At 71.4% G+C, this 11,858-nt stretch carries 10 protein-coding genes and 1 pseudogene; all 11 read right to left on the bottom strand.

Going from position 1 to position 11,858, the window contains the following annotated elements:
- Nucleotides 1–4 precede the first annotated feature (4 nt).
- Nucleotides 5–304, bottom strand: coding sequence for an NADH-quinone oxidoreductase subunit NuoK (gene nuoK, locus ACFY3U_RS08850; protein WP_132260981.1), 300 nt, complete (start codon nucleotides 302–304; stop codon nucleotides 5–7).
- Nucleotides 305–362: 58 nt separating this feature from the next.
- Nucleotides 363–1,133 carry an NADH-quinone oxidoreductase subunit J gene (locus ACFY3U_RS08845; RefSeq protein ID WP_387197239.1) on the bottom strand — a complete coding sequence of 257 codons (771 nt, stop codon included), beginning with the start codon at nucleotides 1,131–1,133 and terminating at the stop codon, nucleotides 363–365.
- A complete protein-coding gene (gene nuoI / locus ACFY3U_RS08840) occupies nucleotides 1,130–1,771 on the bottom strand; it encodes an NADH-quinone oxidoreductase subunit NuoI (RefSeq protein ID WP_387197236.1) in 642 nt (213 codons plus the stop codon). Before nuoI ends, ACFY3U_RS08845 begins: the two co-directional genes overlap by 4 nt.
- Nucleotide 1,772: 1 nt before the next feature.
- Nucleotides 1,773–3,122, bottom strand: a complete 1,350-nt coding sequence (gene nuoH / locus ACFY3U_RS08835) for an NADH-quinone oxidoreductase subunit NuoH (protein WP_387197234.1) — start codon at nucleotides 3,120–3,122, stop codon at nucleotides 1,773–1,775.
- A gap of 31 nt (nucleotides 3,123–3,153) precedes the next feature.
- Complete coding sequence (locus tag ACFY3U_RS08830) at nucleotides 3,154–5,682, bottom strand: NADH-quinone oxidoreductase subunit G (protein ID WP_387197231.1); 2,529 nt, start codon at nucleotides 5,680–5,682, stop codon at nucleotides 3,154–3,156.
- A gap of 55 nt (nucleotides 5,683–5,737) precedes the next feature.
- Entirely contained in the window at nucleotides 5,738–7,054 is a 1,317-nt protein-coding gene (gene nuoF / locus ACFY3U_RS08825; protein ID WP_387197229.1) for an NADH-quinone oxidoreductase subunit NuoF, read from the bottom strand.
- A 658-nt stretch (nucleotides 7,055–7,712) separates the two neighbouring features.
- A pseudogene (gene nuoE / locus ACFY3U_RS08820) lies at nucleotides 7,713–8,463 on the bottom strand (NADH-quinone oxidoreductase subunit NuoE); the annotation flags it as partial.
- Nucleotides 8,460–9,785 (bottom strand): NADH-quinone oxidoreductase subunit D, encoded by a 1,326-nt coding sequence (locus tag ACFY3U_RS08815; RefSeq protein WP_387197226.1) that lies wholly within the window; start codon nucleotides 9,783–9,785, stop codon nucleotides 8,460–8,462. The gene ACFY3U_RS08815 and the pseudogene nuoE, both read right to left, overlap by 4 nt.
- Complete coding sequence (locus ACFY3U_RS08810; protein WP_387197222.1) at nucleotides 9,782–10,519, bottom strand: NADH-quinone oxidoreductase subunit C; 738 nt, start codon at nucleotides 10,517–10,519, stop codon at nucleotides 9,782–9,784. The genes ACFY3U_RS08815 and ACFY3U_RS08810 overlap by 4 nt, the downstream gene beginning before the upstream one ends.
- 112 nt (nucleotides 10,520–10,631) lie before the next feature.
- Complete coding sequence (locus ACFY3U_RS08805; RefSeq protein WP_387197219.1) at nucleotides 10,632–11,309, bottom strand: NuoB/complex I 20 kDa subunit family protein; 678 nt, start codon at nucleotides 11,307–11,309, stop codon at nucleotides 10,632–10,634.
- Between the two features lie 14 nt (nucleotides 11,310–11,323).
- Entirely contained in the window at nucleotides 11,324–11,689 is a 366-nt protein-coding gene (locus ACFY3U_RS08800) for an NADH-quinone oxidoreductase subunit A (RefSeq protein WP_387197216.1), read from the bottom strand.
- Nucleotides 11,690–11,858 lie beyond the last annotated feature (169 nt).

Raw genomic sequence — 11,858 nt, 5'->3', positions numbered from 1 at the left:
CCCCTCAGTACTTCAGCAGGTTGGCGTCGTCGACGCTGGCCGAGCGCCGGGTCCGGAAGATCGACATGATGATCGCGAGCCCGATCACGACCTCGGCCGCCGCCACCACCATCACGAAGAACGCCATGATCTGACCGTTCAGGTCACCGTTGATCCGGCTGAAGGTGACCAGCGTCAGGTTGGCCGCGTTGAGCATCAGCTCGACGCACATGAACAGCACGATCGCGTTGCGCCGGACGAGCACGCCGACGGCACCGATGGTGAACAGCACCGCCGCGAGGATCAGGTAGTAGTCCGGCGTCATTGCTGAGCCTGCCTTTCGTTCGCGACTGCGGGGCTCCGCTTCGCTGCACTCCTCGCGCTCACCGGTCGGTCCCCTTCAGCGTGGTCTCCTCGGCGGTCAGCTCCCGCTGCGGCAGGATCGCCGGGGTGCTGCGGTCGGTCAGCCGGCCGTCGGGCAGGCGGGCCGGGGTGGCCACCGAGGAGGAGGTGGCGAAGACGCCCGGGCCGGGCTTCGGGCCGGGGTAGTTGCCGGGCCGGAACCGGGCCTTCATCGTGGCGATCTGGTCCATCTTGTCCTCCCGGCGCCGCTCCACGTGGGCCAGCACCATCGCGCCGACCGCCGCCGTGATCAGCAGCGCGGAGGTCAGCTCGAAGGCGAAGACGTACTTGGTGAACAGCAGCCGGGCGATGCCCTGCACGTTGCCCTCGGCGTTGGCCTGCGCCAGGCCGACCGCGACGGTCCCGTCCAGCGCCCGGTAGAGGCCACTGCCGACCAGGCCGGCGAAGCCCAGGCCGAGCAGCACCGCGGCGACCCGCTGGCCGCGCAGCGTCTCGATCAGCGAGTCGGACGCGTCCCGGCCGACCAGCATCAGCACGAACAGGAAGAGCATCATGATCGCGCCGGTGTAGACGATGATCTGCACCATGCCGATGAACGGCCCCGCCTGCAGCACGTAGAACACGCCCAGGCAGAGCATGGTCAGCACCAGCCAGAGCGCGGAGTGCACCGCGTTGCGGGCCCACACCATGCCGACCGCGCCGATCAGCGCGAGCGGGGCGAGGATCCAGAAGGTGACCTGCTCACCCCCGGAGACCTGGCCCGCCGCGGCGAGCACCGTAGACGTGGTCATTCCCCTGCTCCCTTGCCCGCCTCGGCCCGCTGGGCCTGCTGCTCGGCGCCGGGGAAGGTCACCCCGGGGTGCTCTTCGACGCGGTAGCGGCCGGGGCCCATCGGCGAGTGCTCGGCGCCGGCCGAGGTGCCCGGGTTCTCCAGCGCGCCGACGTAGTAGTCCTTCTCGCTGTCACCCAGCCGCATCGGGTGCGGCGGCTGCTCCATGCCCTGCAGCAGCGGCGCGAGCAGCTGCTCCTTGGTGAAGATCAGGTCCTGCCGGTTGTCCCGGGCCAGCTCGTACTCGTTGCTCATGGTGAGCGACCGGGTCGGGCAGGCCTCGATGCAGAGCCCGCAGAAGATGCACCGGGCGTAGTTGATCTGGTAGATGCTGGCATACCGCTCACCCGGCGAGAAGCGCTGCTCGTCGGTGTTGTCGCCACCCTCGACGTAGATCGCGTCCGCCGGGCAGGCCCAGGCGCACAGCTCGCAGCCGATGCACTTCTCCAGGCCGTCCGGGTGCCGGTTCAGGATGTGCCGCCCGTGGTAGCGCGGCGCCGAGACCGGCGGCTTGAACGGGTAGTCGGTGGTGACGACCTTCCTGAACATGTGCGAGAAGGTGACCCCGAATCCCTTGAACGTTCCGGTGATCGCGCCCACGTCACACCTCCTGAGTGTCCGAGCCGGCGGCGACGTTGGCCGGCTCCCGCTCGGCGACCACGCGCCTGGTGCGCGGGCTCGGTGGTACCTGAAGGTCCATCGGCGGCACCGGGAAGCTGCCCGGCGGCCGGTTGTCGACCTGTTCCTGCAGGGCCGGCGTCGGCGCCGGCTTCCGGCTCGGCCAGAAGACCGTGGCCAGCAGCAGCACCCCCGCACCGACGGCGGTGGCGAGCAGCCGGTCCCGCGACTGCCAGTCCTCGATGGACCGCAGTCCGGCCAGCACCAGGATCCAGACCAGGTTGATCGGCAGCAGGACCTTCCAGCCGAACCGCATGAACTGGTCGTAGCGCAGCCGGGGCAGCGTGCCCCGGAGCCAGACGAAGACGAAGACCAGCGCGATCACCTTGCCGAAGAACCACAGCATCGGCCACCAGCCGGAGTTGGCGCCGGCCCAGATGGTGGTGATCGGCGCGGGCGCCCGCCAGCCGCCGAGGAAGAGCGTGGTGGTGACCGCGGACATGGTCACCATCGAGACGTACTCGGAGAGCATGAAGAGCGCGAACTTCAGTGAGCTGTACTCGGTCATGAAGCCCGCGACCAACTCCGACTCCGCCTCGGGCAGGTCGAACGGCGCCCGGTTGGTCTCACCCACGGTGGCGATGAAGAAGATGATGAAGCTGGGCAGCAGCAGGATCGCGTACCAGCCGGGGGCCGGGATCTCGGTGCCGAACACGGTCAGCCGGGTGGCGTCCGCCTGGGCGGCGACGATCCCGCTGGTGGACATCGTGCCGGCGGTCATGAACACCGCCACGATGCTCAGCCCCATGGCGACCTCGTACGAGATCATCTGAGCGCTGGAGCGCAGGCCACCGAGCAGCGGGTAGGTCGAGCCGGAGGCCCAACCGCCGAGCACGATGCCGTAGATGCCCATCGAGGAGCAGGCCAGCAGCACCAGCACCGCCACCGGCACGTCGGTCACCTGCAGCGGCGTGTGGTGGCCGAAGATGCTGACCATCGGGCCGAACGGCACCACCGACAGCGCGGTCACCGCGCAGATCACCGAGATGGTCGGCGCGAAGAAGTAGACGACCTTGTCCGCGGCCCGCGGCAGGATGTCCTCCTTGAAGGCCATCTTCAGGCCGTCGGCGAGGGTCTGCAGCAGGCCGAACGGGCCGACCTGGTTGGGGCCGGGCCGGACCTGCATGAAGCCGACCACCCGCCGCTCGAACCAGACGCCGAGCAGCGTGGCCAGCAGGCCGAAGACGAAGGCGAACACGATCTTGCCGAGGACCAGCCACCACGGGTCCCGCCCGAAGTCGGCCAGCGTCGGGTCCTGGGCGAGGTAGGTCACCACTGAGCTCCCCTTCCGTTCGCGACTGCGCTCACAGCTCGCCACCTCCGGAGTTGAGCAGCGGGCCCGGGCGACCGGCCGCATCGGCGGCGACCGGGCCGTCCGCCGCGGTCCGCTCGCCCGGAATGGCCGGGCCGCCGGTGGGCACGGAGATCCGTACCACCGCGCCGGACGTCACGCCGAGGCTGCGCCGCAGCGTCGAGCCGGGCGAGTTGGTGGGCAGCCAGACGACCCCGTCCGGCATCTCGGTGAGCGCGGCCGGCAGGGTCACCGCCCCACGCTCGGTGCCGACCGTGACCGGCTCGCCGTCCGCGACGCCGAGCGCCTCGGCGGTGCCCTTGCCCAGCCGGACCACCGGCGGGCGGGCGGTGCCGGCGAGGTGCTCGTCGCCCTCGGTCAGGCTGCCGGAGTCGATCAGCTGGTGCCAGCTGGCGAGCACCGCCTCGCCGGGGCCGGCGTGCGGCGCGGCCGCCGGCTCGACGGCCGGCGCGGCCGGGCGGTCGGCCCGGGTCGGCGGCAGCGCGCCCAGCTCCCGGCGGACGCTCAGCACGTCGCCGGTGCCGAGCCGGACGTCGAGCAGCGCGGCGAGCGCGTCCAGCACCCGGCCGTCGGTCATCGCGGCGGTGTGCAGCACCGCCTCGAAGGGGCGCAGCCGCCCCTCCCAGTCGAGGAAGCTGCCGGCCTTCTCGACCACCGGGGCGACCGGCAGCACCACGTCGGCCCGGCGGGCCACCGCGGTGTTCCGCAGCTCCAGGCTGACCAGGAACGGCACCGCGTCGAGCGCCTGCTCGGCCAGCCGCGGGTCGGCCAGGTCGGCCGGGTCGACCCCGCCCACCACCAGGGCGCCGAGCTGGCCGTTCGCCGCCGCCGCGATGATCTGGTCGGTGTCCCGGCCGGCCTGGCTGGGGATCACCCCGGCCGGGATGTCCCAGGTCTCGCCCAGCTCGGCGCGGGCCGACGGCTCGGTGACCGGGCGGGCGCCGGGCAGCAGGTTGGGCAGGCAGCCGGCGTCGACCGCGCCGCGGTCACCGGCCCGCCGCGGCACCCAGGCCAGCTTCGCGCCGGTCCGCCGGGCCACCTCGGCCGCGGCGGAGAGCCCACCGGGTACGCCGGCCAGCCGCTCGCCGACGAAGAGGATCGCGCCCTTTGCGCCCAGCGCCTCGGCCACCGTGTCGTGCTCGGCGAGGACGCTCGCCTCCTCGCCCGGCACCACCCGGGCCAGCTTGGCCCCGAGCTTCTCCAGGCCGCGGGTGGCGAACGGCGCGATCGCGTACACCGTCAGCTTCTTCTTCAGGTACGCCTTGCGCAGCCGCAGGAAGAGGATCGGGCACTCCTCCTCCGGCTCCAGGCCGACCAGCACCACCGCGGGCGCGTTCTCCACGTCCGCGTAGGTCACCTCGGTGACCCCGGCGACGCTGCTGGCCAGGAAGTCGGCCTCCTCGCGGGAGACCGGCCGGGCCCGGAAGTCGATGTCGTTGGTGTGCAGGGCCACCCGGGCGAACTTGGCGTACGCGTAGGCGTCCTCGACGGTCAGCCGGCCGCCGGTCAGCACCGCGGCGCCGGACCCGCCGTCCCGGGCGGCGCGCAGCCCCTCGGCGGCCCGGGTCAGCGCCTCGCTCCAGGACGCCTCGCGCAGCTCACCGCTGCGCTCGTCGCGGACCAACGGGGTGGTCAGCCGGTCGGTGGCGCGGGTGTACTGGAAGCCCCACCGACCCTTGTCGCAGTTCCACTCCTCGTTGACCTGCGGGTCGTCGCCGGCCAGCCGGCGCAGCACCTTGCCCCGCCGCCAGTCGGTGCGCTGCGCGCAGCCGGCCGAGCAGTGCTCGCAGACGCTCGGCGAGGAGACCAGGTCGAACGGGCGGGCCCGGAACCGGTACTGCGCGCCGGTGAGCGCGCCCACCGGGCAGATCTGCACGGTGTTGCCGGAGAAGTACGAGTTGAACGGGACGTCCCCCTCGTCGCCCTCCTCGCCGTACGCGTCGTCCCGGTAGATGTTGATCTCCTCGTGCGAGGAGCGGCCCATCAGGTCGATGAACTTGTCGCCGGCGATCTCCTCGGAGAACCGGGTGCAGCGCTGGCAGAGCACGCAGCGCTCGCGGTCCAGCAGCACCTGGCTGCTGATCGCCATCGGCTTCTCGTACTCCCGCTTGTGCTCGTGGAAGCGGGAGTCGGTGCGGCCGGTGGACATCGCCTGGTTCTGCAGCGGGCACTCACCGCCCTTGTCGCACATCGGGCAGTCCAGCGGGTGGTTGAGCAGCAGCAGCTCCATCACCCCCTCCTGGGCCTTCTTGGCGACCGGGGAGGTGAGCTGGGTGCGTACCACCATGCCGTCGGCGACGGTCTGGGTGCAGGAGGCGACCGGCTTGCGCTGGCCCTCCACCTCCACCAGGCACTGCCGGCAGGCGCCGGCCGGGGCCAGCAGCGGGTGGTCGCAGAAGCGCGGGATCTCGGTGCCCAACTGCTCGGCGACCCGGATCAGCAGCGCGCCCTTGGGCGCGGTGACCTCGACGCCGTCGATGGTCAGCGTGACGGTCTCGGTCTGCTTGGCTACGTCCGTCATCAGAGCCGCCTTCCATTCGCGACTGCGGGACTCGCAAGCTCGTTCCTCGCGCTCATCAGTGGGCTCCAACCAGAGACTTGTCGGAGAGCTTGGGAGCGGTACGTCCCTCGATGTAGTCGAGGTAGTCCTGCTTGAAGTACTTCAGCGATGAGGTCACCGAGCTGGTCGCACCGTCCCCCAGACCACAGAACGAGCGGCCGAGGATGTTGTCACAGGTGTCGAGCAGGGTGTCCAGGTCCTCGTGGGTGCCCTGGCCGGCGAGGATCCGCCGGTAGACCCGGACCATCCAGTAGTTGCCCTCCCGGCACGGGGTGCACTTGCCGCACGACTCGTGGTGGTAGAACTCCAGCCACCGGTAGGTCGCGTAGACCGGGCAGTCCTGGTCGGAGAAGATCTGGGTGGCCGTGGTGCCCAGGATCGAGCCGGCCGCCGCCACCCCCTCGAAGTCCAGCGGCACGTCCAGGTGCTCGGCGGTGAGCAGCGGCGTGGACGAGCCGCCCGGGGTCCAGAACTTCAGGTTGTGCCCGGGCTGCATCCCGCCGGCCAGCTCGATCAGCTCGCGCAGGGTGATCCCCATCGAGCACTCGTACTGGCCGGGGTTGGCGATCCGGCCGGAGAGCGAGTAGATCATCGGCCCGGACGACTTCTCCGTGCCCATGGTCTTCCACCAGTCGGCGCCGCCCAGCACGATGTACGGCACGCTGGCGATGGTGCCGACGTTGTTGACCACGGTCGGGCTGGCGTACAGGCCGTGGGTGGCCGGGAACGGCGGGCGCAGCCGAGGCTGGCCCCGGAAGCCCTCCAGCGAGTCCAGCAGCGCGGTCTCCTCGCCGCAGATGTACGCCCCGGCGCCCGAGTGCACCACCAGCTCCAGGTCGAACCCGGAGCCGAGGATGTTCCGCCCGAGGTACCCCTTGGCCTGCGCCTCGGCGACCGCGTTGCGCAGCCGGCGCGCGGCGTGCACCGCCTCGCCCCGGATGTAGATGTACGCCCGGTTGGCGCGGATCGCGTACGACGCGATGATCACGCCCTCGACCAGCGCGTGCGGGTCGTGGGTCATCAGCGGCAGGTCCTTGCAGGTGCCCGGCTCGCCCTCGTCGGCGTTCACCACCAGGTAGTGCGGCTTGCCGTCGCCCTGCGGGATGAACCCCCACTTGAGACCGGTCGGGAAGCCGGCGCCACCCCGGCCGCGCAGGCCGGAATCCTTGATCAGTTGGATCAGGTCGTCCGGGTGGGCCTTGAGCGCCTTGCGCAGCGCCGCGTACCCGTCGAGGTTCTCGTAGGTGCCGAGCTGCCAGGCGTCCGGCGACAGCCAGCGCTTGGTCAGCACCGGCGTCAGCTTGGCCAGCGTCTCCGGCGCGGGAGCGGTCACTTCCGGCCCTCCGTCTCGGTCGCGGTCGCCGGGCCGGTGCCCGTCTCCGCCTGGGCTTCCTCGAGGTTGCGCTGTTGCGGGCCGGTGGAGTCACCGGCGGGCTTGCCGTCGCCGGCCGGCGCGTTGGCCGCCGCACCGGCGTCCTGGGCCGCCTGCGCGTCGCGCGGCGCCGGCGCGGTGGAGTCCGTCGGCGCCCTGGTGCCCGGGGCGTCCGGCACGGCGGTCGCCGCGTCCGGCTGCCGGGTCTCGGCGGTACGCGTCTGCGGCGACGTGCCGTCCGCCGCCTGCACGTCCGGCGTGGTGCTGCCGTCCGATCTGGTGCCGTCGTCCGACCCTGCGCTGCCGTCAGACGCGGTGCTGGTGGCAAGCGACTCCGGCGTGGCCGGCTCGACCGTCCCCGCCTTCGCGGCCGGGCTGGCCGCCCCGTCGCCGCCCTTGACCGGCGCGCTGCTCGCGGCCACCGGAGCCGGCTCGGCGGTCGGCGGTTCGCCCACCCCCGACTCGAGCTTGGCGGCTGCGGGCTCGGTCGCCGCCGGGGCCGGCGTGGCGGGCCCGGACTCGGTCGGCGCGAGGGCCGGCTTGGCTGCGGTAGCCTCCGGCTTGGCCGGCGCAGACTCGGGCTTGGCCGCGACGGGCTCCGGCTTGGCCGGGGTCGACTCGGTCGCGGCCGGCTTGGCCGCCTCGGCCTTCGCCTTGGCCTCGGCGGCGGCCTTGTCGGCCTCGGCCTTGCTGCGGATCGGGGTGTTCGGGTCGAAGCCCGCCACCGAGACGCCGTGCTGCTGGGCCAGCCGCAGGCCGCGCAGGGTGGGCTCGCCCGGGCCGCCGTCGGCGACCGCGCCCTCGCGCGGGTCGGCGAAGCCGGCCAGCTGTACGGCCATCTCCTTGAGCGTGCAGAGCCGCGCGCCCCGGGTCGGCATCGGCCGGCCGCCGGAGCGCAGCTCCTCGACCACCCCGAGCGCGGTCTGCGGGTCGACGCCGTCGAAGAAGTCGTAGTTGACGGTCATCACCGGGCCGTAGTCGCAGGCCGCCAGGCACTCGGCGTGCTCCAGGGTGATCGTCCCGTCGGCGGTGGTCTCGTCGTGCCCGACGCCCAACTGCTCGGCGAGCGCGTCGTAGACCGCCTGCCCGCCCAGCACGTCGCACATCGTGTTGGTGCAGACGCTGACCAGGTAGTCGCCGGTCGGCTTGCGCTTGTACATGGTGTAGAAGGTGGCCACCGCACCGACCTGGGCCTTGTTCAGCCCGAGCACCTCGGCGCAGAACTCGACGCCGGCCGGTGAGACGTACCCCTCCTCGGCCTGCACCAGGTGCAGCAGCGGCAGCAGCGCCGAGCGGGACCGATCGGCCGGGTACCGGGCGACGATCTCCCGCGCCCGCTCCCGCGTCTCTTCAGTGAACGTCGTCGTCATCTGTCACAACCACCCATCACGGGGTCCAGCGAGGCGCCGCCGGCGATCACGTCGGCGATCAGGCCGCCCTCGGCCATCGCCGGCAGGGCCTGGAGGTTGACGAAGCTCGGCTCCCGGTAGTGCACCCGGTACGGGCGGGTGCCGCCGTCGGAGACCGCGTGCACGCCCAGCTCGCCGCGGGGCGACTCGATGCCGACGTACACCTGGCCCGGCGGGACCCGGAAGCCCTCGGTGACCAGCTTGAAGTGGTGGATCAGCGACTCCATCGACTGGCCCATGATCTTCGCGACGTGCTCCAGCGAGTTGCCCATGCCGTCCACGCCGATGGCCAGCTGCGCCGGCCAGGCGATCTTGCGATCGGCGACCATCACCGGGCCGGGCTTCAACCGGTCGACCGCCTGCTCGACGAGCTTCAGCGACTCCCGGATCTCGGCGAGCCGGACCTGGTACCGGCCCCAGACGTCGCCGTCCGGGTGGGTCGGCACGTCGAACTCGTACGTCTCGTAGCCGCAGTACGGCATGGTCTTGCGCAGATCCCAGGCCAGCCCGGCGGAGCGCAGCACCGGCCCGGTCACGCCCAGCGCGAGGCAGCCGGTCACGTCCAGCACCGCGACGTGCTTGGTCCGCTCGGTCCAGATCGGCTGGCCGGAGAGCAGGTCCTCGTACTCCTTGAGCTTCTTCGGCATCATCACCAGGAAGTCGCGGATCTTGCGGATCGCGTCGTCCGGTACGTCCTGCGCCACGCCGCCCGGCCGGATGTACGCGTGGTTCATCCGCAGGCCGGTGATGGTCTCGAAGATGTCGAGGATGTACTCCCGCTCGCGGAAGCCGTACAGCATGATCGAGATCGCGCCCAGCTCCATGCCGGTGGTGGCCAGCCAGACCAGGTGCGAGGAGATCCGGTTCAGCTCCATCATCAGCACCCGGATGGTGTTCGCCCGCTCGGTCACCTCGTCGGTGATGCCGAGCAGCTTCTCCACCGCCAGCGCGTACGCCGTCTCGTTGAACAGCGGCGCGAGGTAGTCCATCCGGGTCACGAAGGTCGAGCCCTGCACCCAGTTGCGGTACTCGAGGTTCTTCTCGATGCCGGTGTGCAGGTAGCCGACGACCGAGCGGGCCTCGCGGACCGTCTCGCCCTCCAGCTCCAGGATCAGCCGGAGCACGCCGTGCGTGGACGGGTGCTGCGGACCCATGTTGACGACGATCCGCTCGTCGTTGATCGGGTCGGTGCCGGAGACGACCTGGTCCCAGTCCCCACCGGTGACGGTGAAGACCTTGCCCTCGGTCGTCTCCCGCTCGGTCGCGTAGTTCGACGTCGTCACTGGTACGACCTCCGTCGGTCCGGCGGCGGGATCTCCGCGCCCTTGTACTCGACGGGTACGCCGCCGAGCGGGTAGTCCTTGCGCTGGGGGTGGCCCTCCCAGTCGTCCGGCATCAGGATCCGGGTCAGGTTGGGGTGGCCGTCGAAGACGATGCCGAACATGTCGTACGCCTCCCGCTCCTGCCAGTCGGCGGTCGGGTAGACCGCGGTGACGCTGGGCAGGTGCGGCGTTTCGGCGGAGACCGCGGCCTCCAGCCGGACCCGCCGCCGGTACGTCATCGAGGTGAGCTGGTAGACCGCGTGCAGCCGGCGCTCGTCGGCGCCCAGGTAGTCCACCCCGGACACCGAGGAGCAGAGCTCGAACCGCAGCGCGGCGTCGTCCCGCATCACCTGGCAGACCTCGGCGATCCGCTCCGGACGCACGTGCAGGGTCAGCTCGCCGCGGTCGACGACGACCTTCTCGATCGCCTCGCCGAACTGCGGGTACGCCTCCTCCAGCGCGTCCCGCACCTCGTCGAAGTAGCCGCCGTACGGCCGGGGGGTCTCCTCGATCGGGTGGCGCTGGCGCACCAGGCCGCCGTAGCCGGAGACGTCGCCGGTGCCCTGCATGCCGAACATGCCGCGCCCGGCGGGGCTGGACGGCGGGTACTCCGCCGGGGCGCCGCCGCTGGCGCCGGCCGGAGTGGTCGGCACCGGCACCCCGCCGTCGTCCTTCCGATCGTTCGGCGCGCTCACCGTGCCTGCCTTTCGTTCGCGACCGAGTTGGCCTCAACTCGCGACTGCGGGGCTCGCTGCGCTCGCTCCTCGCGCTCGCGGTTGGGGCTCCGCTTCGCTGCACTCCTCGCGCTCACTTGGGGCCTCCCTGCGGCTGGAGGTGGTTCTGGGCGTTCATCCAGTTCTCGATCCGCAGCTGCTCCTCGCGCCCCTCGCGGACCGCCTTCGTCCACTCGGCCCGCCGGGCCTTGTCGTTGCGGTACGACGACGGCATCGAGCCGTACGGCACGACCGGCAGGTCACCGCGCTCGGTGCGGGCGGCGAGCATCTTGCGGCCGTTCGCGCCCAGCGGCTCGTACATGATCTTCTCGCGGAGCTTGAGGATCGCGTCGATGAGCATCTCCGGCCGGGGCGGGCAGCCCGGGAGGTACATGTCGACCGGCACCACGTGGTCGACGCCCTGGACGATCGCGTAGTTGTTGAACATGCCGCCGCTGCTGGCGCAGACGCCCATCGACAGCACCCAGCGGGGCTCCGCCATCTGGTCGTAGATCTGCCGCAGCACCGGCGCCATCTTCTGACTCACCCGGCCGGCCACGATCATCAGGTCGGCCTGGCGCGGCGAGGCCCGGAAGACCTCCATGCCCCAGCGGCCCATGTCGTAGTGCGGACCACCGGCGGCCATCATCTCGATGGCGCAGCAGGCCAGGCCGAAGGTGGCGCCCCAGACGGACGACTTCCGCGACCAGTTGACCAGCTTCTCCACGGAGGTGAGCAGGACGCCGGCGGGGAGCTTCTCCTCGATGCCCATCTGACGTTCCTCCCTCAGTCCCAGTCCAGGCCGCCGCGCCGCCACACATAGGCGTACGCGACGAAGACCGCGACGATGAACATGACCATCTCCACGAAGCCGAAGATCGGCAGGGCGTCGAAGGAGACCGCCCAGGGGTAGAGGAAGATGATCTCGATGTCGAAGACGATGAAGAGCATCGCCGTCAGGTAGAACTTGATCGGGAACCGCCCGCCGCCGACCGGCTGCGGGCTGGGCTCGATGCCGCACTCGTACGCCTCGAGCTTGGCCTTGTTGAACCGGCGCGGGCCGGCGAAGCGGGCGGCGCCCACGGAGAACAGCGCGAACCCCGCGGCGAGGGCGAACAGCCCGATGATCGGTGCGTACGGCGAGAGCGACATGTCTTCTCCTGCTCGTCCTTCCCCTGCCCGTGGTGCCGGTGCTTGACGAAAATCACACTATTCACGTCCCTCGTGACCTTCGTCAGCGGGGGTCGATCTTTGTCCGTGCCCGGACCGTCGCCGGCCCGGGCACGCCTCTCTATACGGCGCCGGCTTACGTTTCGCGACT

Origin of the sequence: Micromonospora sp. NPDC000089 (assembly GCF_042899365.1) — a bacterium.
Taxonomy (GTDB): Bacteria; Actinomycetota; Actinomycetes; order Mycobacteriales; family Micromonosporaceae; genus Micromonospora.
Note: the sequence above shows the minus strand (reverse complement) of the source record. Positions and strands in the feature narration are given on the sequence as shown.